Annotated in this window: 21 protein-coding genes and 1 tRNA gene; 6 read left to right on the top strand and 16 right to left on the bottom strand. The window is 65.9% G+C overall.

All coding sequences use genetic code 11. The features are described 5' to 3' along the window. The 7 genes from ACSQ89_RS22735 to ACSQ89_RS22705 all read right to left on the bottom strand — a co-directional run bounded on the left by ACSQ89_RS22735 (position 1) and on the right by ACSQ89_RS22705 (position 7,254). The gene (locus tag ACSQ89_RS22735; protein ID WP_093105728.1) at positions 1-1,491 is read right to left on the bottom strand and encodes an MBOAT family O-acyltransferase; all 1,491 of its coding nucleotides are present in this window, start codon (positions 1,489-1,491) and stop codon (positions 1-3) included. An 83-nt stretch (positions 1,492-1,574) separates the two neighbouring features. After that, entirely contained in the window at positions 1,575-2,174 is a 600-nt protein-coding gene (gene coaE / locus ACSQ89_RS22730) for a dephospho-CoA kinase (RefSeq protein WP_093105731.1), read from the bottom strand. Positions 2,175-2,194: 20 nt separating this feature from the next. Then, a complete protein-coding gene (locus tag ACSQ89_RS22725) occupies positions 2,195-3,037 on the bottom strand; it encodes a prepilin peptidase (protein WP_093105732.1) in 843 nt (280 codons plus the stop codon). Further along, positions 3,037-4,260 carry a type II secretion system F family protein gene (locus ACSQ89_RS22720; protein WP_436293325.1) on the bottom strand — a complete coding sequence of 408 codons (1,224 nt, stop codon included), beginning with the start codon at positions 4,258-4,260 and terminating at the stop codon, positions 3,037-3,039. The genes ACSQ89_RS22725 and ACSQ89_RS22720 overlap by 1 nt, the downstream gene beginning before the upstream one ends. A gap of 20 nt (positions 4,261-4,280) precedes the next feature. Continuing rightward, the gene (gene pilB / locus ACSQ89_RS22715) at positions 4,281-6,017 is read right to left on the bottom strand and encodes a type IV-A pilus assembly ATPase PilB (protein ID WP_436293326.1); all 1,737 of its coding nucleotides are present in this window, start codon (positions 6,015-6,017) and stop codon (positions 4,281-4,283) included. Positions 6,018-6,135: 118 nt separating this feature from the next. Further along, positions 6,136-6,212 (bottom strand) — tRNA-Pro (locus tag ACSQ89_RS22710). 49 nt (positions 6,213-6,261) lie between these two features. Beyond that, positions 6,262-7,254, bottom strand: coding sequence for a polyprenyl synthetase family protein (locus tag ACSQ89_RS22705; RefSeq protein WP_093105740.1), 993 nt, complete (start codon positions 7,252-7,254; stop codon positions 6,262-6,264). A gap of 186 nt (positions 7,255-7,440) precedes the next feature. Between ACSQ89_RS22705 and rplU the strand changes: the two genes are divergently transcribed. The 4 genes from rplU to proB all read left to right on the top strand — a co-directional run bounded on the left by rplU (position 7,441) and on the right by proB (position 10,296). Beyond that, positions 7,441-7,752, top strand: coding sequence for a 50S ribosomal protein L21 (gene rplU, locus ACSQ89_RS22700; RefSeq protein WP_093105742.1), 312 nt, complete (start codon positions 7,441-7,443; stop codon positions 7,750-7,752). A 12-nt stretch (positions 7,753-7,764) separates the two neighbouring features. Beyond that, positions 7,765-8,022 (top strand): 50S ribosomal protein L27, encoded by a 258-nt coding sequence (gene rpmA / locus ACSQ89_RS22695; RefSeq protein ID WP_436293327.1) that lies wholly within the window; start codon positions 7,765-7,767, stop codon positions 8,020-8,022. Between the two features lie 68 nt (positions 8,023-8,090). Beyond that, on the top strand, positions 8,091-9,143 hold the full coding sequence (gene cgtA / locus ACSQ89_RS22690) for an Obg family GTPase CgtA (RefSeq protein WP_093105747.1): 1,053 nt from the start codon (positions 8,091-8,093) through the stop codon (positions 9,141-9,143). A gap of 1 nt (position 9,144) precedes the next feature. Beyond that, the gene (gene proB, locus ACSQ89_RS22685) at positions 9,145-10,296 is read left to right on the top strand and encodes a glutamate 5-kinase (protein ID WP_436296435.1); all 1,152 of its coding nucleotides are present in this window, start codon (positions 9,145-9,147) and stop codon (positions 10,294-10,296) included. Between the two features lie 4 nt (positions 10,297-10,300). Here proB and ACSQ89_RS22680 read toward each other — a convergent pair whose 3' ends face one another. Beyond that, positions 10,301-10,750: a CNP1-like family protein gene (locus ACSQ89_RS22680; RefSeq protein WP_280142629.1), complete on the bottom strand. Its 450-nt coding sequence runs from the start codon at positions 10,748-10,750 to the stop codon at positions 10,301-10,303. A gap of 91 nt (positions 10,751-10,841) precedes the next feature. Further along, positions 10,842-11,492 (bottom strand): RNA pyrophosphohydrolase, encoded by a 651-nt coding sequence (locus ACSQ89_RS22675; RefSeq protein WP_436293400.1) that lies wholly within the window; start codon positions 11,490-11,492, stop codon positions 10,842-10,844. 126 nt (positions 11,493-11,618) lie between these two features. Between ACSQ89_RS22675 and ACSQ89_RS22670 the strand changes: the two genes are divergently transcribed. Together ACSQ89_RS22670 and ACSQ89_RS22665 are read left to right on the top strand one after the other, a co-directional pair. After that, positions 11,619-13,364, top strand: a complete 1,746-nt coding sequence (locus tag ACSQ89_RS22670; RefSeq protein WP_093105757.1) for a proline--tRNA ligase — start codon at positions 11,619-11,621, stop codon at positions 13,362-13,364. Further along, positions 13,361-14,005 carry a lytic transglycosylase domain-containing protein gene (locus ACSQ89_RS22665; protein ID WP_436293330.1) on the top strand — a complete coding sequence of 215 codons (645 nt, stop codon included), beginning with the start codon at positions 13,361-13,363 and terminating at the stop codon, positions 14,003-14,005. The genes ACSQ89_RS22670 and ACSQ89_RS22665 overlap by 4 nt, the downstream gene beginning before the upstream one ends. Here ACSQ89_RS22665 and ACSQ89_RS22660 read toward each other — a convergent pair. The 7 genes from ACSQ89_RS22660 to hemA form a co-directional block, all read right to left on the bottom strand. Beyond that, positions 13,997-15,307, bottom strand: a complete 1,311-nt coding sequence (locus ACSQ89_RS22660) for a hemolysin family protein (protein WP_436293331.1) — start codon at positions 15,305-15,307, stop codon at positions 13,997-13,999. The two genes, ACSQ89_RS22665 and ACSQ89_RS22660, sit on opposite strands and share 9 nt — an antisense overlap. A 51-nt stretch (positions 15,308-15,358) precedes the next feature. Then, a complete protein-coding gene (locus tag ACSQ89_RS22655) occupies positions 15,359-16,345 on the bottom strand; it encodes an AAA family ATPase (RefSeq protein ID WP_436293332.1) in 987 nt (328 codons plus the stop codon). A gap of 112 nt (positions 16,346-16,457) precedes the next feature. Then, positions 16,458-16,946, bottom strand: coding sequence for a cupin domain-containing protein (locus tag ACSQ89_RS22650; protein WP_093105767.1), 489 nt, complete (start codon positions 16,944-16,946; stop codon positions 16,458-16,460). Between the two features lie 19 nt (positions 16,947-16,965). Continuing rightward, complete coding sequence (grxD, locus tag ACSQ89_RS22645; protein ID WP_093105770.1) at positions 16,966-17,292, bottom strand: Grx4 family monothiol glutaredoxin; 327 nt, start codon at positions 17,290-17,292, stop codon at positions 16,966-16,968. Positions 17,293-17,321: 29 nt separating this feature from the next. After that, positions 17,322-18,173, bottom strand: a complete 852-nt coding sequence (gene prmC, locus ACSQ89_RS22640) for a peptide chain release factor N(5)-glutamine methyltransferase (RefSeq protein WP_436293333.1) — start codon at positions 18,171-18,173, stop codon at positions 17,322-17,324. Then, positions 18,173-19,261 (bottom strand): peptide chain release factor 1, encoded by a 1,089-nt coding sequence (gene prfA / locus ACSQ89_RS22635; RefSeq protein WP_436293334.1) that lies wholly within the window; start codon positions 19,259-19,261, stop codon positions 18,173-18,175. Before prfA ends, prmC begins: the two co-directional genes overlap by 1 nt. A gap of 95 nt (positions 19,262-19,356) precedes the next feature. Then, positions 19,357-20,628 (bottom strand): glutamyl-tRNA reductase, encoded by a 1,272-nt coding sequence (hemA, locus tag ACSQ89_RS22630; RefSeq protein WP_093105776.1) that lies wholly within the window; start codon positions 20,626-20,628, stop codon positions 19,357-19,359. Positions 20,629-20,633 lie beyond the last annotated feature (5 nt).

Raw genomic sequence — 20,633 nt, 5'->3', positions numbered from 1 at the left:
TCAGAACTGGAAATAAAGGAAGGGACTGTAGACGCCCAGTTGGGACACGCACATGCCGAACAGCACGACCACGAAAGCGGCGATCAGTGCCGTGACCGCCCGCATCGAGCGCGGACGCCCCGCCAGCGCGATCGGACCAGGCACCCAGCGCTCCAACGCGATCGTGGGAGGCAATGCCAGGCAGATGAACAGGCCGAGCAGCAAGGTCTGGAAGAACTCGGGCTTGCGATACGGAACCGCGAATTCGCCGAATGCGCTCGGCGGCGTTCCGTGCATGCCGAGCATGCCCTTGTAGATTTCGAGCGCCGTGGCGACGCTCTCGGCGCGGAACACGACCCAGGCGATCATCACGCACAGGAAGGTCAGCAACCAGCCGGTCGCGCGCCTCAAGCGGCTCGGTGTGGCATTGCGCAGCACCTTGGCGTTCCACAGGTGGTTGATCATCAGGAATGCGCCGTGCAACGCACCCCAGATCACGAAGGTCCACGCCGCGCCATGCCAGAGGCCGCCGAGCAGCATGGTGAGAAACAGATTGAGGTAGCGGCGCGCCTCACCCTTGCGGTTGCCGCCCAGCGGCACGTACAGGTAGTCGCGCAGGAAGGTCGACAGCGAAATGTGCCAGCGCCGCCAGAACTCGATGATGTTGGTCGACTTGTAGGGCGATCGGAAATTGAGCGGCAACTGCACGCCCAGGCACAAGGACAGCCCCACCGCCATGTCCGAATAGCCCGAGAAGTCGAAGTAGATCTGCAGCGTGTAGGCCAGCACACCGAACCATGCCGTGTAAAGCGAGGGCGCGATGCCGTTGTGCACGCCGTTGAACATCAGGTCGGCGTACTGTCCCATCTTGTCGCCGATCAGCAGCTTCTTCGCGAGACCGAAGCTAAAGATCGCAATGCCGAGCGCGAGCTTGTTCGCATCGATCCGGTAGATGGCCGGGTTGGCGAACTGCGGCATCATCTGCGCGTGATGCAGCACCGGACCCGCGATCAGATGCGGGAAGTAGGTGACGAACAGCACATAGTGAATGAAGCTGCGCTCGTGAACCTTGCCCTGCCAGCAGTCGACCAGGAAGGCAATTTGCGTGAAGGTATAGAACGAAATCCCGATCGGCAGTGCGATATGGAGCAGCGCAATCGGCGCCAGTCCTGCGGCAGCCAGCCCCTCGTTCACGTTCGAGACGAAGAAGTTGGCGTACTTGAAGACCGCCAGCACCCCGAGGTTGACGACGAGCGCAGCGATCAGCATGCGCTTGCGCTGACGGTCGTCGCGTCCCGGATTCGGCGTGAGGCGCAGTCCGAACCAGTAGTTGACGCAGATCGAGCCCACCAGCAGCGGCAAGGCCATGACGCTCCACCAGCCATAGAAGAACAGCGATGCGAGCGCAAGAAAGCCGGCGGCCGCACGCGCGTTGCGCTTTGCGATCAGGAAGAACCCGACAAGAACTATCGGGAAATAGAGAAAGATGAATGCGTACGAATTGAAAAGCATCTTGGGGAGGGCTGCGTCGCATGGCCCATTCGAGCGCGCCGCCTTGTTGTTGCTTCGCGCGTGTGGCGGCAGTCAGCCCGCGATTATCGCGTGCCTGCGCCGGTCCACCGTTCCCACAGATTTCGGACGTCGGCGGAGAGTTCCGCCAGCGACATTTTCTCGTTGAAGATCACCGCATCGGCTGCGGCGCGGCGCTGCGCGCGGTCGGCCTGCTGAGCAATTACGGCGCGAACGGCTTCGGGCGTCCACCCCGAACGCGCCACCACGCGCTGCACCTGGGTTTCTTCGGTCGCGTCGACGACCAGCACGCGATCGACCAGGGCGCGCCAACGCTTCGATTCGACCAACAGTGGCACATCGAAGACGACTAGCTGCCCGGCCGCGGCCGACGCCTGGCGTTCGCACTCCGCGCCGATCAAGGGATGCAGGATTGCCTCGAGCCGTTTCCTGGCGCCGGTGTCGGCAAACACCAGGTCCCGCATGCGCGCCCGGTCCAGACCGCCATCCGCAGCGATGACTGCGGGGCCGAATTCGGCTTCGATTGCGGGCATGGCGGCCCCATGAGGCTGGGCGATCGCACGTGCAATGGCGTCGGTGTCGATCAGCGTGGCGCCGGCGCTGACCAGTATGGACGCGACAGTGCTCTTGCCGCTGCCGATGCCGCCGGTCAGTCCGATGCGCATGGCACGCGCGCCTTTGCTTGTCAGAGGCCGGCCACGCGAAGGATCGCGTCCGGGCCGAAGAGCATGGCCGTGAAGCCCGCACCCGCGAGGAAAGGGCCGAAGGGCACGTAGCCGCCTTCGCGCAATCCGCTGTTGAGCTTGAGTGCAATGCCGACGATCACACCGATCACCGATGCCATCAGGATGATGGGCACCAGTGCTTGCCATCCGAACCATGCGCCGAAGGCGGCGAACAGCTTGAAGTCGCCGTAACCCATGCCCTCCTTGCCGGTGCTCAGCTTGAACAGCCAATAGACCGCCCACAGCGAGACATAGCCCGCCACGGCGCCCCAGACGGCGTTGGTCAGGCTCACGCCCGTGAAACCCGCGAGGGCAGCGAGCAGGCCGGCCCAAAGCAAGGGCAGCGTGATGTCGTCGGGCAAGAGGGTGGTGTCCCAGTCGATCAGCGCGAGCGCGATCAGCGCGGCCGCGAAGCCGCACCAGGCCAGGCCGCCGAACTGGCCCGGCATGCGCCATACGCACCAGGCGAACAGGGCGCCGGTCGCCAGCTCGACCAGCGGATAGCGCAGGCTGATCGGCGTCTTGCACGCCGAGCACTTGCCGCGAAGAAACAGGTAGCTCAAGACGGGCACGTTCTCGTACCAGCGGATCGCGTGGTCGCACTGCTGGCAGCGCGAATGCGGCACCATCAGATTGAAGGGCTCGGCAGCAGCGGGTTCCGCGCCGTTGAGGCTCGCGCATTCGGCGGCCCATTGGCGCTCCAGCATTTTCGGCAGGCGATAGATCACGACGTTGAGGAAGCTGCCGATCAACAACCCCAGCACGCCGGCCAATGCGGCGTCCACCCCCTGCGAAACCAGCATCAGACGACCTGGCCGAGCTTGAAGATGGGCAGATACATCGAGACCACGATGCCGCCGATGATCACGCCGAGGAACACGATGATGATGGGCTCCATCAGGCTCGAGAGGCCGGCCACCATGTCGTCGACTTCCGACTCGTAGAAATCGGCGGCCTTGCCCAGCATGTGGTCGATCGACCCGGACTCCTCGCCGATCGCGGTCATCTGCAGGACCATGGAGGGGAACAGGTTGGCGTTGGTCATGGCCGACGTCAGGCTGGTGCCGGTCGAGACCTCCTGCTGGATCTTGGCCGTGGCATCGGCGTACACCGTATTGCCGGATGCGCCGCCGACCGAGTCGAGCGCCTCGACCAGCGGCACGCCGGCGGCAAACATGGTGGCCAAGGTGCGGGTCCAGCGCGCGACGCAGGACTTGTCGATCAGCGTGCCGAAGATCGGCAGGCGCAGCAGCAGCCGGTCCATGACCCGCTGAACGCGCTCGTTGCGCTTCCAGGCCTGCATGAAGAAGTAGAGGCCGCCGCCGATCACGCCGAAGATCAGCCACCAGTAGGCGACGAAGATTTCGCTGACGGCCATGACGAACAGCGTCGGGGCCGGCAGGTCGGCGCCGAAGGAGGTGAACACCTGCTTGAAGGCCGGAATCACGAAGATCATGATGATCGCCACCACGACGAACGCGACGACGACCACTGAAGTTGGGTACATCAATGCCGACTTGATCTTCGACTTGATCGCCTCGGTCTTTTCCATGTAGGTGGCCAGGCGATCGAGCAGTTCTTCCAGGATACCTGCGGCTTCGCCGGCTTCGACCAGGTTGCAGTAGAGGTTGTCGAAGTACTTGGGAAACTTGCGGAAGGCGGCGGACAGCGAGGTCCCCGTTTCCACGTCGCTGCGAACGTCGTTGAGCAGCTTGGCCACGCTCGGATTCGCGTTGCCGCGGCCCACGATGTCGAAGGCCTGCAACAGCGGCACGCCGGCCTTCATCATCGTCGCCAGCTGGCGCGTGAAGATGGCGATGTCCTTTGGCTTGATGGCCTTGCCGGAGCGCATGCGCCGCTTCTTGATTTTCGTGGCGAGCACGCCCTGGCGCCGCAGCGCCGCCTGGACCTGGTTTTCGCCGGCAGCGCGGACCTCGCCGCGTACCGCCTTGCCGTTGCGATCCTTGCCTTCCCACTCGAAAACGAATTCCTTGAGGGTTCGGGTTGATGCTGCTGCCGTTGCCATTCGAGCTCCGCTTCTCAATGCTATTCGTTGGTGACCGCGAGCACTTCTTCAAGTGAGGTCAGGCCCTGCATGACCTTCTTCAGTCCCGATTGACGTAGCGAGCGCACGCCTTCGGCTTCGGACTGCTTCGCGATATCGAGGGCGCTGCCATCGCGCAGAATGATCTTCTGGATCTCTTCGGAGATCGGCATCACCTGGTAGATGCCAACGCGCCCCTTGTATCCGCCGTTGCAGGCCGAGCAGCCGACCGGGCGATAGGGCTTCCAGGTACCGTCCACATCGCTTTCCTTGAAGCCGGCATCGAGCAGCGCCTCCTTCGGCACATCCATGGCCGGCACCTTGCAAACCGTGCAGAGGCGGCGCGCAAGCCGCTGCGCGGTGATCAGGATGACGCTCGAGGCGATGTTGAACGGCGCGATGCCCATGTTGCGCATGCGCGTGAGTGTCGTGGGGGCGTCGTTGGTGTGCAGGGTCGACAAGACCAGGTGGCCCGTCTGCGCAGCCTTGATCGAGATGTCGGCGGTTTCGAGGTCGCGGATTTCGCCGACCATGATGATGTCCGGATCCTGGCGCAGGAAGGCGCGCAGCGCGGTCGCGAAGGTCAGCCCCGCCTTTTCGTTGACGTTGACCTGGTTCACGCCGGGCAGGTTGATTTCCGACGGATCTTCCGCCGTGGCGATGTTGACGCCGGCCTTGTTGAGCAGGTTCAGGCAGGTGTAGAGCGACACCGTCTTGCCGGAGCCGGTCGGGCCCGTGACCAGCACCATGCCGTAGGGACGCCCGATGGCAGTGAGCAATCGTTCCTTTTCATCCGCGTCGTAACCCAGTGCGTCGATGCCCAGGCGTGCACTGCTCGGATCGAGAATACGGATCACGATCTTTTCGCCGAACAGGGTGGGCAAGGTGCTCACGCGGAAATCGATCACGCGGTCGGGACCGATCTTGAGCTTCATGCGGCCGTCCTGCGGCACCCGCTTTTCGGAGATGTCCAGCCGCGAAATCACCTTGATGCGCGACGCCAGCTTGTCCTTGATGACCGTGGGCGGACTTGCGATTTCGCGCAGTTCGCCGTCGACGCGGAAGCGCACGCGGTATTGATGCTCGTAGGGCTCGAAATGAATGTCCGACGCGCGCATGCTGAATGCGTCGAGCAGCATCTTGTGCAGAAAGCGAACGACCGGTGCGTCTTCGACCTCGGCCACCGCCGGGTCGTTGTTGTCGCTCGAGGTATCCGCCGAAACTTCATCGAATTCGAACTCGGCACCGACGATGCTGTCGATGGTTTCGGACGCGCTCACTGCGGCCGCCTCGATCATGCGCGAGAGCTTGTCGTACTCGGCGATGACCCAGTCCACGCCCATCTGGGACGCGAACTTGATTTTTTCGGCTGCCTGCTGATCCGAAGGATCGGCTGTTGCAACAATGAGACGATTGTTGCGCTTGCTCAGGACGACGACCCGATAGGCCTGGCACAGCTTGGGGTCGAGCAGGTCCTTGGGAAGGCGCTGCGGGTCGATCGCATCGAGGTCGAGCAGCGGCGCACCGAAGGCGCTCGACAAGGTGTGCGCGAGGTCGGCGGCCGAGACGGCGCCCGTGCCGGTCAGCTCCGCGATGAAGCTGGTGCGCCCGCTGAGCGACTTTTGATAGATGTCTTCGGCTGCTTTTGCCGGAAGCTTGCCGGCCGATATCAAGGCCCGCGCGAGTCCCGGCAGGGCGATCGACGAGCTTTCTTTGACGAGAGGTTCAGCAGCGGCCATTCAACGAATGTAACAAGACGTGAAAAATTGCTTCACGATCATCGCTGATCCCCCAAGGGCTGTAAATCGCTTCGCTGCAACAGACCGCGGAGCATTTTGCATTTACAGCCGAAAAGGCTGGTCGGGGTGAGAGGATTCGAACCTCCGGCCTCTACGTCCCGAACGTAGCGCTCTACCAGGCTAAGCTACACCCCGATGGTTGCAAGAAAAAGATTCGTCCCGGGTGCCCACTGTCGTGAGGTGTCTAGGCGCGTCGCTCAAGCAACTGAGCCGCCAATTGTAGCAAACCGGCGGAGTGCGAATTCGCGGGAAAGCCGGCAAGCGCATCCATCGCGCGTTGCGCTTCGGCCGCTGCTGCTGCCCGCGTAGCGTCCAACGCACCCGTCTCTCGCACGATGGCGACGATCTGCGGCAGTTGCGCCGTATCGCCCGCCTCGATGGCGGCGCGAATGAGTTCGCGCTGTGCCGGGGTGCCGCGCTGCATGGCCAGAATCAGCGGCAGCGTCGTCTTGCCTTCGCGCAAGTCGTCGCCGACGTTCTTGCCGGTCTCGTTCGCATCGCCTGCGTAGTCGAGCACGTCGTCGATCACCTGGAAGGCGGTGCCCAGCGCCTGTCCATAGGCGGCACATGCTGCTTCCACCTCCGGCGTCGCGCCCGCCAATACCGCGGCGAGCCGGGTGCTGGCTTCGAACAGCTTGGCCGTCTTCGAGCGGATCACCCGAAGGTAAGCCTCCTCATCGAGCGAGGCGTCGTGCATGTTCATGAGCTGCAGCACCTCCCCCTCGGCGATCACGTTGGTCGCCTCGGCCAGGATTTCCATGACCCGGACGTTGTTGGCATCCAACATCATCTGGAATGCGCGAGAGTAGAGGAAGTCGCCGACCAGCACGCTGGCCGGATTGCCGAAGGACTCGTTGGCCGTCGGGCGGCCGCGCCGGAGCGTGGATTCGTCGACGACGTCGTCGTGCAGCAAGGTCGCGGTGTGGATGAATTCCACCACGGCGGCCAGGTTGAAGCGCTGTTCTCCGCGATAGCCCAAAGCGCCGGCCATGAGCAGCAGCAGCGCGGGGCGCAGCCTCTTGCCGCCGGCCGAGATGATGTACTTGGAGACTTGGCGCACCAGCGGGACGCCGGTATCGAGGCGGCGGGCGATCACGAGGTCGACCCCTGCCATGTCCTCTGCAATCAGGCTGAGTACGGCGGCAGCGGGGGAGGTGTCGGCGGGGGGGACTGACAAGGCAGGGGCGCTTTGTGCGCTGCGTGAGGGACGACGATGGCGCAGGGCCGGAAGGCGCAGATTATAGGGAGCCGGGTGCCCAGACAATGCGGCGCGGCGCGGCTCTATGCCCGCAGGTGCCCTCCGTGCTAGAATCTTGGGCTCTGCGGAATTCGCCGTAGAACCATCTTATTCCAAGAGGTCCACATGTACGCGGTCATAAAAACCGGTGGCAAGCAGTATCGCGTTGCTTCCGGCGAGAAAATTAAAGTAGAACAGATTGCTGCGGACGTAGGCCAGGAAATCGTGATCGACCAAGTGCTCGCAGTCGGCGACGGCAGCGCAATCAAGGTCGGTACGCCCCTGGTGTCCGGCGCATCTGTGACAGCCACTGTGCTGTCGCACGGCAAGCACGACAAGGTTCGCATCTTCAAGATGCGCCGTCGCAAGCACTATCAGAAACGTCAAGGCCATCGCCAGCAGTTCACAGAGCTGCAAATCGGTGCGATCGCCGGCTAAGGAGCGAACACCATGGCACAGAAAAAAGGCGGCGGCTCAACGCGAAACGGGCGCGATTCCAAGCCCAAGATGCTCGGCGTGAAGGCTTTCGGCGGCGAACTGATCAGCGCCGGTTCGATCATCGTGCGCCAGCGCGGCACCCAGTTCCACCCCGGCGTCAACGTCGGCGTGGGCAAGGACCACACGCTGTTCGCCCTGGTCGACGGCCATGTGTCCTTCGGCACCAAGGGCGCGCTCAACAAGCACACGGTCACCGTGACCCCGGCGTAAGCCAGTCACTTCGATCTGCTCGAAGCCCCGCTTTGCCGGGGCTTCTTCATTTGTAAACTGGACATCTCATGAAGTTCGTGGACGAAGCCTTCATCGACATCGCCGCCGGCGATGGCGGCAACGGCTGCGTGTCGTTCCGGCATGAGAAGTACAAGGAGTTCGGCGGCCCGAACGGCGGCGACGGCGGGCGCGGCGGCCATGTGTTCGCCGTGGCCGATCCGAGCCTGAACACCCTGGTGGATTTCCGCTTTTCGCGCCGCCACGATGCCAAGCGCGGGCAGCACGGCATGGGCTCGGACATGTTCGGTGCCGCCGGCGACGACATCACGCTCAAGATGCCGGTCGGCACCATCATCACCGACGCCGAAACTGGCGAGGTGCTGTACGAGCTGCTGACGCCGGGCGAGGTGATCACTATCGCCAAGGGCGGCGATGGCGGTTTCGGCAACATGCGCTTCAAGAGCGCCATCAACCGCGCACCGCGCCAGAAGACACCCGGCTGGCCCGGCGAGAAGAAGAGCCTCAAGCTCGAGCTGAAGGTGCTGGCCGACGTGGGCCTGCTGGGCATGCCAAACGCCGGCAAGTCCACCCTCATCAGTGCGATTTCCAATGCGCGCCCGCGCATCGCCGACTACCCCTTCACCACGCTGCATCCGAACCTCGGCGTGGTGCGCGTCGGTCCGGAGCAGAGTTTCGTCGTCGCCGATCTCCCGGGCCTGATCGAGGGTGCCTCCGAAGGCGCCGGCCTCGGCCATCTGTTCCTGCGCCACCTGCAGCGCACCCGGCTGCTGCTGCACGTGGTCGACATCGCGCCCTTCGACGACGCCGATCCGGTCGCGCAGGCCAAGGCGATCGTCGGTGAGCTCAAGAAATACGATGCAGCCTTGTACGAAAAGCCGCGCTGGCTGGTGCTGAACAAGCTCGACATGGTGCAGGACGACGAGCGCGCCGCGCGTGTGAAGGACTTCGTCAAGCGGCTGCGCTTCAAGGGTCCGGTATTCGAGATCTCCGCGCTCACGCGCGAAGGCTGCGAGCCCTTGGTGCAGGCGATCTACCAGCACGTCAAGGCGCAACAGGTCGCCGAGCAACCGCCGACAGAGATCGATCCGCGTTTTGCCTGACATGACTTCAAGCTCGACCACCGGTTCCACCGCCCTGCGCGACGCGCGCCGCATCGTCGTCAAGGTGGGCTCCAGCCTTGTCACCAACGAGGGCCGGGGCCTGGATGAAAACGCCATCGGTGATTGGTGCCGGCAGCTCGCGACGCTGGTGCGCGACGGCCGCGAGGTCGTGATGGTGTCCAGCGGTGCCATCGCCGAAGGCATGAAGCGGCTCGGCTGGCGCACGCGCCCGCACGAGATCCACGAACTGCAGGCCGCCGCGGCGGTCGGGCAGATGGGCTTGGCGCAGATCTACGAGACCAAGCTGCGCGAGAACGGCATGGGCAGTGCACAGGTGCTGCTGACACACGCCGACCTGGCCGACCGCGAGCGCTACCTGAATGCGCGCTCGACGCTGGTGACCCTGCTCGCGCTCGGCGTGGTGCCGGTCATCAACGAGAACGACACGGTGGTCAACGACGAGATCAAGTTCGGCGACAACGATACGCTGGGCGCGCTGGTCGCCAACCTGGTGGAAGCCGACGCGCTGGTGATCCTGACCGACCAGAAGGGCCTCTACACCGCCGATCCGCGCAAGAATCCCGACGCGCGCTTCGTGCACGAGGCGGCCGCGGGCGATCCAGCGCTCGAAGCCATGGCCGGCGGCGCCGGCAGCAGCATCGGCCGCGGCGGCATGATCACGAAGATCCTGGCGGCCAAGCGCGCCGCAGGTTCCGGTGCCTCGACAGTGATCGCATGGGGCCGCGAGCACGACGCATTGCTGCGCCTTGCGCACGGCGAACCGATCGGCACGCTGCTGCTGGCGCAGACCGCCAAGCACCAGGCGCGCAAGCGCTGGATGGCCGACCACCTGCAGTTGCGCGGCGCGGTCACGGTGGACGCCGGTGCCGCCGCCAAGGTGCGGGGCGAGGGCAAGAGCCTGCTGCCGATCGGCATGACCAGCGTCGAGGGCGAGTTCTCGCGCGGCGACGTCATCGCCGTGCGGGACGCGCAGGGCATCGAACTGGCGCGCGGGCTGGCCAACTACTCGAGCGCCGAAGCCAGGCTGTTGTGCCGCAAGCCCTCAATCGAGTTCGAGCGGCTGCTGGGCTACGTGGCGGAGCCGGAGATGGTGCACCGCGATAACATGGTGCTGATGCCCGACAGCCGCTGAGGTCTCAGGGGAGCTCGCGCAGCGGGTTCTTGATCTGCTGAACCATCTCCCTCACAGAGGCACGCGGCGCGTGGCCGCGGCACAGGGCCTGCGCAGACAGCTCCTTGGCATAACGCGAGTTGCGATCGTCGATGCGCTTCCATTCCGGTTTGGGCACGTGGTGCCAGGCGCCCTGGTTGTAGCGGGCGTACTGCTTCACCTCCTCGGACGCACAGCGCACGCCTTCGTAGAAGGCATTGGTGGCCCCCCCAGCCTTGTTGCTGGCCACGACCACGTAGCGCACCATGCCGTCGCCGCCCAGGGTGATGGTGGCCGGATCGACGCCGTACTTGAGGCTCAGGTAGGGCGGCATCTCGATCGGGAGCAGCCGCTTTTCGTCGAAAGCGGGGGGTGGCGGCACTTCGCCTTCCTTCCACTCGTCAGCCTGAGCCGTCACCTTTGGCGGCGGCGGCATGCCGGCTTGTGCCCAGTCCGGATTGTCGGTGTCTCTCGGACCCGAGCCGCATGCGGTGAGCACGCATGCGAAGGTGTAGGCAAGAACGTGCCTAGCGCGGCACATGAAGAGGATCGGTTGGGTCGGGCGCTTGATGAGGGGCATTGGGATTCGGGTCGAAACTCGCCCCGGGGGGCAGTTCGAAGTTGGGTTCGTGGCCTGCAGCGGGCGGGTGGCGCTCGAATTCGCGAGCGCGCACGTTGCTGCGCAGGAAGCGGTTGCGGAAATCCTGCCGAGGCAGGTAGCGTGCGAGTTCGGTCAGCGCCATTTCATAGACGCCGCGCTTGAATTCGACCACCACGTCCAGCGGGACCCAGTAGTCGTGCCAGCGCCAGGCGTCGAACTCCGGATGGTCGGTGGCGCGAAGATTGAGATCCCAGTCGTGGCCGATCAGCTGCAGCAGGTACCAGATCTGCTTCTGGCCCTTGTAGTGGCCCCGTGCGTCACGGCGGATGAACCGATCCGGCACCTCGTAGCGCAACCAGTCGCGGGTACGGGCCACGATGCGCACATGCTCCGGCTGGAGACCCACCTCTTCGTGCAGTTCCCGGAACATGGCCTGTTCGGGACTCTCGCCGCGATCGATGCCGCCTTGCGGGAACTGCCAGGAATGGGTGCGGATGCGTTTGCCCCAGAAAACCTGGTTTCTCTGGTTGAGCAAGATGATGCCGACGTTGGGCCTGAAGCCGTCCCGGTCGAGCATAATCAAACCCCAATTTTTTGAACTGAGTCGATTATGCATGCCGGGTTGCACTCGGCAAGCGACCGGTTCCGGGCCCTCTCGTGGCTCGCCCCTTGCCCCTGTACCTGGAACCCTCTCTCGCGACCGATGAAAGCTTCCCGATTCTTTATCTCCACCCTCAAGGAAGCGCCGGCCGATGCCGAGGTCGCGAGCCACCGGCTCATGATGCGCGCCGGCATGATCAAGAAGCTCGGCACGGGCATCTACACCTACATGCCGATGGGCCTGCGCGTGATCCGCAAGGTCGAGGCGATCGTGCGCGAGGAGATGAACCGCGCCGGTGCCGTCGAGCTCGCAATGCCGGTGGTGCAGCCGGCAGAACTCTGGGAGGAGAGCGGCCGCTTCCAGGGCTACGGGCCCGAGCTGCTGCGTATCAAGGACCGCCATGAGCGCGGCTTCGTCGTGCAGCCGACCAGCGAAGAGGTCGTGACCGACATCGCGCGGCAGGAAATCCGCAGCTACAAGCAGCTGCCGAAGAACCTCTACCAGATCCAGACCAAGTTCCGCGACGAGCGCCGGCCGCGCTTCGGCCTGATGCGCGGGCGCGAGTTCGTCATGAAGGACGCCTACAGCTTCGACCGCGACCTCGAAGGCGCGAAGGCCAGCTACCAGGTGATGGCGGACGCCTACCGCAAGATCTTCGACCGCTTCGGCCTGCGCTACCGTGCCGTTGCGGCCGACAGCGGCGCGATCGGCGGCGACGTGAGCCAGGAGTTCCAGGTCATCGCGGCGACCGGGGAAGATGCGATCGTCTATTGCCCCGACAGCGACTACGCGGCCAACATGGAGAAGGCCGAGGCGCTCGCGCCCGCCGTGCCGCGCGGTCCGGCGACCGAGCCGCTCGCCAAGACGCCCACGCCGGGCAAGAGCACCTGCGAGGATGTGGCGCTGCTGCTGGGCGTACCGCTTTCGACCACGGTGAAGTCGCTGGTGCTCGCGACCGACATCGTCGATGCTGCCGGCAATCCCAAGGGTTCCCAGGTCTGGCTGCTGCTGGTGCGCGGCGATCACGACATGAACGAGATCAAGGTGAGCAAGGTGCCGGGCCTGGACAACGGCTTCCGCTTCGCGACGAATGCCGAGATCGAGGATCACTTCGGCTGCAAGCCCGGCTACCTCGGGCCGCTCGCGCTGAAGCAGCCGGTGAAGATCGTCGCCGACCGCGAAGTGGCGGTGATGGCCGACTGGATCACCGGCGCCAACGAAGTCGACTTTCACATGACCGGCGTCAATTGGGGCCGCGACCTGCCCGAGCCCGACGCGGTGGCCGACATCCGCAACGTGGTCGCCGGCGACGCCTCGCCCGACGGCAAGGGCGTGCTGGCGATCGAGCGCGGCATCGAGGTCGGCCACGTGTTCGTGCTCGGCACCAAGTACAGCAAGCCGATGAACGCCACCTTCCTCGACGAGGCCGGCAAGCCGCAGTTCCTCGAGATGGGCTGCTACGGCATCGGCATCACGCGGCTGCCCGCGGCGGCCATCGAGCAGAACAACGACGAGCGCGGGATCATCTGGCCCGATGCCATCGCCCCTTTCACCGTGGTGGTCTGCCCGATCGGCATGGACCGCAGCGCCGAGGTCAAGACGGCTGCCGAAGCGCTCTACGAGGAACTGCTCGCAGCCGGCGTCGACGTATTGCTCGACGACCGCGGCGAGCGCCCCGGCGCGATGTTTGCCGACTGGGAACTGATCGGCGTGCCGCACCGCGTCGTCATTTCCGACCGCGGCCTGAAGGAAGGCCAGCTCGAATACCAGCATCGCCGCGACACGGCCGCGACCAAGGTGCCGGCGGCCGGCATCGCGGAGTTCATCAAAGGCAAGCTCGCGATATGAGCTTGTCGCGCCGCGCGTACCTGAGCGGCGCCGCCGCCGGAACCCTGTCGCTGGTGCTGCCGCAGCCGGCGCTGGCGGGCGCGCAGATCGAAGAGCCCTTGATCGATTCGGTGCGCACCGCGCTGAGCTCGGCCATTCACAACAAGGCGCCGCCGATCCCCGAGTTCAGCAACACCGAGGCGCGGCTCGCCTACCTGCGCTGGCTCGGCGCCATGAGCGAACGCCTCAAGAAGAAACTCGTCGACTGGCCGACGCGCAAGGAATTCCTCCAGACGGTCTGGTACGAATCGCGCCGCGCCGGCCTCGACGTCAGCCTGGTGCTGGGCCTGGTCCAGGTCGAGAGCAATTTCCGCAAGTACGCGGTTTCGAGCGCCGGTGCGCGCGGCTACATGCAGGTGATGCCCTTCTGGACGCGCGTGATCGGCGACAGCGACCCGGCCAAGCTGTTCCACATGCAGACCAACCTGCGCTTTGGCTGCGTGATCCTGCGCCACTACCTCGACCGCGAGGCCGGCGACTTGTTCATGACGCTGGGCCGCTACAACGGCAGCCGGGGCAGGGCGCCGTACCCGAATGCGGTGTTCGCCAACCAGCGGCTCTGGGCCTTCGACGACCGGCGTTCGGACTCGGCTTCAGCCTGAGGCCGCCGCGCCTGCGCCGGCGCGGGTGACCATCACCTGGTCGATGCGGTGGCTGTCCACGTCCATCACCTCGAAGGTGTAGCCGCTCCAGCTCACGCTGTCGGTACGCTTGGGCACGCGGCGCAGCATCACCATCAGGAAGCCGGCCAGCGTTTCGTACTCGTCGGCGTGCGGCAGCGCATCGATATCGAGCGCGCGCTGCACGTCCTGGATCGGCGTCACGCCGTCGATCAGCCAGGAGTTCTCGTCGCGCCTGACGATCTGCTGCTCTTCGTCCTGCGGCCCGACCAGGTCGCCCATCACCGTGCTCATCACATCGTTGAGCGTGATCACGCCGACCACCAGGCTGTATTCGTTGACGATGATCGCGAAGTCCTCGTGCGCCTGCTGGAACTGCTCGAGCACCTCGGTGAGCGAGAGCCGGTCGGGGATGACCAGCGCCTTGTGCAGCGGCAGCCCCTGGTCGAAGGAGAGCGGCTGGCCGCTCAGTACGCGCTGAAACATGTCCTTCGCGTCGACGTAGCCCAGCACGTGGTCGATGTCGCCCTCGCACACCGGATAGGCCGAAAAGGGCTCCGCCACGATGCGTGCGCGCAGCACCGCCTCGGAATCGTCTTTCAGGAACCAGGCGATGCGGTCGCGCGAGGTCATCACGCTGCTGACCAGCCGCGTGTCGAGTTCGAACACGTTGGCGATCACCTGCTGCTCGCGCACCGCGAGCACGCCGGCGCGCGCACCGGCCTCGGTCATGGCGAGGATGTCGGCCGAGGTGATCTTGTCGTCGCGCTGCATCGGCATGCGCAGCAGCTTGAAGAGCAGGTCGGTGCAGTGCGTGAACAGCCAGACCAGCGGCTTGAAGGTGGTGATGAGCACCTGCATCGGCCCGACCATGCGCACCGCGAGCCGCTCCGGATCGTTCATGCCCAGCCGCTTGGGAAACAGGTCGGCGAACACCAGGAATACCGCGATGATCGTGATGAAGGAGGCCAGGAAGGCCATGGTCTGCGCGGCCTCGGATCCGAGCCACAGCTCGAACAGCCGTGCGTAGTAGGGACTCAGCGAACCTTCGCCGACCACGCCGCCGAGGATCGCGACCGCATTGAGTCCGATCTGCACCACCGTGAAGTAGGGGCCGGGCTGCTCCTGCATGCGCATCACGCGGTCGGCACGTGCGTCGCCCTCGTCGGCCATCTGGCGCAGGCGCAGGCGGCGCGAGGCGGCCAGCGCGATCTCGGCCAGGGAAAAGAAAGCGCTCGTCGCAATCAGGGCGACGATGACGAGCAGGCTTTGGGTCAGGGTCACAGAATCATGGATCGGTCGACGAGGACCGCCATGGTGCCATGACCGCAGGACTTACTGGACGAAGCCGATCCGGCTGCGCCCGGCGCTCGCACGCGGCAGGTCGTCGATGCGCACCTCGTCGCGGCCGGCCAGCCGGGCGTTGCCGAAGCCGGTCATCAGCGCGCGGCGCATCTCGCGCGGCGCGAATGTCGCCAGGTGGTCGAGCACGTCGCCGGAAGGCTCTTCGGCCAGGAGCCGGCCCCAGTCGTGCTCCTTGCGGATCGAGGCATAGAGCTGGCGCGCGATCTGCCGCGCCGCCTCGGGCGAGGGCGCATCGACCTCGAACACGTTCATGCGGTTGAGGATGGGCTCGGGGATGCCGCGCAAGTCGTTCGCCGTCGTGATCCAGATCACCTGGCTGGCATCGATCGGCACTTCGGCGAACTCGTCGACGAAGGCATGGGCGGTGTCGTGCTCGAGCAGGTTGTAGAGCGCGCCCAGCGGGTCGTACTGGGCGTCGGCGCCGGCCTTGTCGATCTCGTCGATCACCATCACCGGGTTGGCGTACTGCCCGTCGACCAGCGTCTCGAACACCTTGCCCGGCTTGGAACCCTTCCATTGGGACGATGCGCCGGAGAGCAGCCAGCCGGCGGTCATCGAGTTCATCGGCACCAGCGACATGCCGGTGCCCAGCAGTTCGGCCAGCTTCTTCGCGAAGTGGGTCTTGCCGATGCCGGGCGGGCCGAGCAGCAGCATCGGCGTGACTTCGAGCCCGTCGCGGCTGTCCTGGGCCAGCGCGACATGGCGGCGCACGTCGTCGAGCACTTCGGTGAAGTTGGGCAACTGGGCGTAGAGCGCAGCCATCTCGGGGACGCCGCTGGGCTTGACCTGGAAGCGTTCGGGACCGCGTTCGAGCATGCGCTCGTAGGTGGTGCGCAGGTGTTCGTGGTCGCGCTCGGGGAGCTTGGCGAGTTTGCGCTCGACGTCGTGCGTGCGGAAGACGCTGCGCAGGTGGGCCACCGGCAGCTGGAAGGACGCGGGAACCAGATCGCGGGACATGCGGGAATCCATGGGACACCTCCGACTTCGAACACTCGGGTACAGCATAAGCCGTGCCCGATGTCCGTGCGTGTCTATGTTTTCTCGCTTTTGGGGTTTTGTGGCCGGGACTTCAGACGCCACCGTGCGGGTGTGTCGGGTCGACCCACAGCACCGACTCGGGCTTCTCGACCGGTTCGATGTCGAGATTGACCGCCACCGCCTCGCCATCGCTGCGGCAGAGCACGCATTCGAGCGCCTCGGTCGTGCTGGCGTTGATTTCCTGATGCGGCACGTAGGGCGGCACGTAGATGAAATCGCCCGGCCCGGCCTCGGCCGTGAATTCGAGGTGGACCCCCCAGCGCATGCGCGCGCGCCCGCGCACGACGTAGATCACGGATTCGAGGTGCCCGTGGTGGTGGGCGCCGGTCTTCGCATTGGCATGGATGGTCACCGTGCCGGCCCAGAGCTTCTGGGCGCCGACGCGCGCGAAGTTGATCGCCGCGGCCCGGTTCATGCCGGGCGTCTGGGCCGTATTGGTATCGAGCTGGTTGCCTGGAATCACGCGTACGCCGTCGTGCTTCCAGGCGGCGTCACCGTGATCGGCGTGATCGTGGCTCATGGACCGGCCGAGAAAAAGCTCAGGCCGGGCTGCCGTTGAGCATCTGCTGCAGTTCGCCCGACTCGTACATCTCCATCAGGATGTCCGAGCCGCCGACGAATTCACCCTTCACGTACAGCTGCGGAATCGTCGGCCAGTTGCTGTATTCCTTGATGCCCTGGCGAATGGCGTCGTCCTCGAGCACGTTGACGGTCTTGAGCGTGCGCGTGTCGACGCCCACGGCCTTGAGAATCTGGATCGCGCGGCCGGAGAAGCCGCACATGGGAAAACTGGCGTTGCCCTTCATGAAGAGCACGAGCTCGTTGGTCTTGACGAGGTCGTCGATGCGTTGCTGGGCTTCGGACATGGGGGGCTCCTGAAAATTGGCTGGGCGGATTATTTCACCGTGCGCCAGATCCCGCCGGAGCAGCGCGCGATGCCTGCCAAGTCGTCGCGGCTTTGGACTTCGGCGAAACCGCGGACTGCCAGCAGTTCCCGGACCGTGGCGGCCTGGTCGTAGCCGTGCTCGAGCAGCAGCCAGCCGCCGTCCCGCAGGTGCTCGGGCGCCGCCTGGACGATGCGGCGGATGTCGGCCAGACCGTCCGGCCCCGAAACCAGGGCGCCCCGCGGTTCGTGGCGCAGGGCGGCCAGATGGGCATCGTCGGCCGCGACGTAGGGCGGGTTCGAAACCACCAGGTCGTAGCTGGTGCCGGCGCCGTCCAGCCAGTCGGCTTCGACGAAGCGGACGGCCAAGCCGAGCCGCTGCGCGTTGGCGCGGGCAACGGCCAGGGCATCCGCGCTGGCGTCGACCGCCGTGACCTGCGCATCGGGGCGGGCGTGCCGGATGGCCAGCGCGATCGCGCCGCTGCCCGTGCCGAGGTCGATCACCGACGGCGCTGCGCGGCCTTCCAGGCATTGCAGTGCCCAGTCGACCAGGGTTTCGGTGTCCGGCCGCGGCACCAGGACGCGCGCGTCGACCTGCAGGCCGAGCCCGTGGAACTCCTTCTCGCCGACCAGGTAGGCGACCGGTTCGCCGGCCGCGCGGCGGGCACAGAGTTCGGCGAAGCGCAGCCAGGCGCTTTCCGGCAGCGCATCCGTGTCGTGCGCCAGCAGCCAGGCACGGTCGTCCAAGGGCCGGCCCAGCACATGCAGCAGCAGCAGCTGGGCATCGAGCCGCTCCACGCCCAGCGCCGCGGCCGCGGCGAGCATCTCTGCCGCGGTGGAGGGCGAATTCGGAACCGGCGGCATCACGCGGGCAGGCTCGCTTCCAGCTCCGCCAGCTGTTCGGCCTCGCGCGCCGACTGCAGCGCCGCCAGCACGTCACCCAGGTCGCCTTCCATGATCGCCTGCAGCTTGTAGAGCGTGAGGTTGATGCGGTGGTCGGTGAGCCGGCCCTGCGGGAAGTTGTAGGTGCGGATGCGGTCGGAGCGGTCGCCGCTGCCGATCAGGCCCTTGCGCAGCGCGGCGTCCTTGGCCGCGCGCTCGCTGCGGTCTTTTTCCTGGATGCGCGCCGACAGCACCTGCAGCGCCTTGGCCTTGTTGCGATGCTGGCTGCGGTCGTCCTGGCACTCGGCGACGATGCCGGTGGGGATGTGCGTGATGCGCACCGCTGAATCGGTCTTGTTGATGTGCTGGCCGCCGGCGCCGCTGGCGCGGTAGGTGTCGATGCGCAGGTCGGCGGGGTTGATCTGCACGGCCTGCGTTTCGTCGGGCTCGGCCAGCACGGCGACCGTGCAGGCGCTGGTGTGGATGCGGCCTTGGGTCTCGGTGGCCGGCACGCGCTGCACGCGATGACCGCCAGACTCGAAGCGCAGCTTGCCGAAGACCTCGTCGCCCGCGATGCGCACCACCACCTCCTTGTAGCCGCCGAGCTCGCTCTCGCTTTCGCTCACGATCTCGCAGCGCCAGCCGGTGCGCTCGGCGTAGCGCGTGTACATGCGCAGCAGGTCGCCGGCGAACAGCGCCGACTCGTCGCCGCCGGTGCCGGCGCGGATTTCGAGGAAGGCGTTGCGCGCGTCGTCAGGGTCCTTGGGAAGCAGCAGGCGCTGGAGTTCGTCCTCGAGCTGCCGCAGCTCGGCTTCCGCGCTCGCGATCTCCTCCTGCGCCATCTCGGCCATGTCGGGATCGTCCTGCATCTCGCGCGCGCCAGCCAGGTCCGACTCGCGCTGCAGGTAGCGCGCGTAGCGGCCCGCGATCTGCGTCACCTCGGCGTGCTCGCGCGAGATGGTCCGGTACTGCGTCATGTCGGACATGATGTCTTCGCGCGAGAGCAGGAAGTCGAGTTCGCCCAGGCGTTGCGCGTAGCGCTCGAGTTGGTGGCGGAGAAAGGGTTTCAAGGGAGGCGGGCGGAAAGCGGGAAGAACAGGCCGCGCGATGCGCACGGCGACGGGGCGTGGGTTGCGGCGTGCGCAACCGGGCACGGCCGGCGTCGCTAACGCTCTTTGCGCAGGAACAGCCGCGAAATGGCCTGCGCCGTGTGCTCGCGGGCGCTGGCGTCGCCGGCATGCAGCTCGGCCATCGCGCCGTGCAGCATCTTTTGCGTGAGGCCGCGCGACAGCGCCTCCAGCACGGCCTCGACCGGCTCGCCCTTGGCCAGCAGCTTGCGCGCGCGGGCCAGTTCCATGGCGCGCCATTCGTCCGTCTGGGCATTGAGCTGCTGGATCAGCGGCACGGTGCCGCGCTGATCCAGCCAGTGCATGAAGCTGCGCACGCCGGCGTCGATGATGACTTCGGCCTCCGCCACCGCGGCCTGGCGGCTGGCGTGGCCTTGCTGCACGACCTGCGCCAGGTCGTCGACCGTGTAGAGATAGATGTCTTCGAGCGCCTTGACCTCGGGCTCGATGTCGCGCGGCACCGCGAGGTCGACCATGAACATCGGGCGGTGCTTGCGCAGCTTCAGCGCGCGTTCGACCGCGCCGAGCCCGATCAGCGGCAAGGTGCTCGCGGTGCAGCTCACGACGATGTCGAATTCGGCCAGGCGCGCGGGCAGATCGGCCAGCCGCATGGCTTCGCCGCCGAAGCGCGAGGCCAGCTTTTCGCCGCGCTCCAGCGTGCGGTTGGCGATGACGATGGATTTCGGCTCCTTGGCCGCGAAATGCGTCACCGCCAAGTCGATCATTTCGCCGGCGCCCACGAACAGCACGCGCGTCTGCTTCAGATCCTCGAACAGCTGCGCGGCCAGCCGGACGGCCGCGGCCGCCATGCTGATCGAATGGGCGCCGATCTCGGTGGCGGTGCGCACTTCCTTGGCGACGGCGAAGGAGCGCTGGAACAGCTGGTTCAACGTGCTGCCCAGCGAGCCGGCCGTCTCGGCGGCGCGCACGGCGTCCTTCATCTGGCCGAGGATCTGGGCCTCGCCCAGCACCATCGAATCGAGGCCGGCAGCGACGCGGAAGGCGTGGCGGGCAGCCTGGTCGTCGTGCAGCGTGTAGGCATGCGAGCGCAGCAGGGCCGGGGCGACGCCGCCGCTCTCGGCCAGCCATTCGACCGTGTGGTCGAGCGCCGGGTGCTCGGCGGCGCAGTAGATCTCGGTGCGGTTGCAGGTCGAGATGATGGCGGCCTCCACGTCGGGATGCCGGTGGGAGCCGAAGGAATGCCGCAGGCTCTGCAGCGTGGGGGCTATCTGGTCGATCGCGAACGCGAACCGACCGCGCAGGTCGAGCGGCGCGGTCGTGTGGTTCAAGCCGAGAGCCCAGACTGTCATAACGG

This window comes from Variovorax sp. LjRoot175, from assembly GCF_964253805.1.
Lineage (GTDB): Bacteria > Pseudomonadota > Gammaproteobacteria > Burkholderiales > Burkholderiaceae_C > Variovorax.
This window is presented reverse-complemented; position numbering and strand designations above follow the sequence as displayed.

What these genes read in the sequence shown, in the direction of transcription:
- ACSQ89_RS22655 (WP_436293332.1), bottom strand. Translation starts at nt 16,345, where the DNA reads ATGTCCCGCGATCTGGTTCCCGCGTCCTTCCAGCTGCCGGTGGCCCAC.
- hemA (WP_093105776.1), bottom strand. Translation starts at nt 20,628, where the DNA reads ATGACAGTCTGGGCTCTCGGCTTGAACCACACGACCGCGCCGCTCGAC.
- grxD (WP_093105770.1), bottom strand. Translation starts at nt 17,292, where the DNA reads ATGTCCGAAGCCCAGCAACGCATCGACGACCTCGTCAAGACCAACGAG.
- ACSQ89_RS22650 (WP_093105767.1), bottom strand. Translation starts at nt 16,946, where the DNA reads ATGAGCCACGATCACGCCGATCACGGTGACGCCGCCTGGAAGCACGAC.
- prmC (WP_436293333.1), bottom strand. Translation starts at nt 18,173, where the DNA reads ATGCCGCCGGTTCCGAATTCGCCCTCCACCGCGGCAGAGATGCTCGCC.
- ACSQ89_RS22670 (WP_093105757.1), top strand. Translation starts at nt 11,619, where the DNA reads ATGAAAGCTTCCCGATTCTTTATCTCCACCCTCAAGGAAGCGCCGGCC.
- proB (WP_436296435.1), top strand. Translation starts at nt 9,145, where the DNA reads ATGACTTCAAGCTCGACCACCGGTTCCACCGCCCTGCGCGACGCGCGC.
- ACSQ89_RS22735 (WP_093105728.1), bottom strand. Translation starts at nt 1,491, where the DNA reads ATGCTTTTCAATTCGTACGCATTCATCTTTCTCTATTTCCCGATAGTT.
- ACSQ89_RS22675 (WP_436293400.1), bottom strand. Translation starts at nt 11,492, where the DNA reads ATGCTCGACCGGGACGGCTTCAGGCCCAACGTCGGCATCATCTTGCTC.
- pilB (WP_436293326.1), bottom strand. Translation starts at nt 6,017, where the DNA reads ATGGCCGCTGCTGAACCTCTCGTCAAAGAAAGCTCGTCGATCGCCCTG.
- ACSQ89_RS22725 (WP_093105732.1), bottom strand. Translation starts at nt 3,037, where the DNA reads ATGCTGGTTTCGCAGGGGGTGGACGCCGCATTGGCCGGCGTGCTGGGG.
- rpmA (WP_436293327.1), top strand. Translation starts at nt 7,765, where the DNA reads ATGGCACAGAAAAAAGGCGGCGGCTCAACGCGAAACGGGCGCGATTCC.
- coaE (WP_093105731.1), bottom strand. Translation starts at nt 2,174, where the DNA reads ATGCGCATCGGACTGACCGGCGGCATCGGCAGCGGCAAGAGCACTGTC.
- ACSQ89_RS22720 (WP_436293325.1), bottom strand. Translation starts at nt 4,260, where the DNA reads ATGGCAACGGCAGCAGCATCAACCCGAACCCTCAAGGAATTCGTTTTC.
- rplU (WP_093105742.1), top strand. Translation starts at nt 7,441, where the DNA reads ATGTACGCGGTCATAAAAACCGGTGGCAAGCAGTATCGCGTTGCTTCC.
- cgtA (WP_093105747.1), top strand. Translation starts at nt 8,091, where the DNA reads ATGAAGTTCGTGGACGAAGCCTTCATCGACATCGCCGCCGGCGATGGC.
- ACSQ89_RS22665 (WP_436293330.1), top strand. Translation starts at nt 13,361, where the DNA reads ATGAGCTTGTCGCGCCGCGCGTACCTGAGCGGCGCCGCCGCCGGAACC.
- ACSQ89_RS22680 (WP_280142629.1), bottom strand. Translation starts at nt 10,750, where the DNA reads ATGCCGCCGCCGCCAAAGGTGACGGCTCAGGCTGACGAGTGGAAGGAA.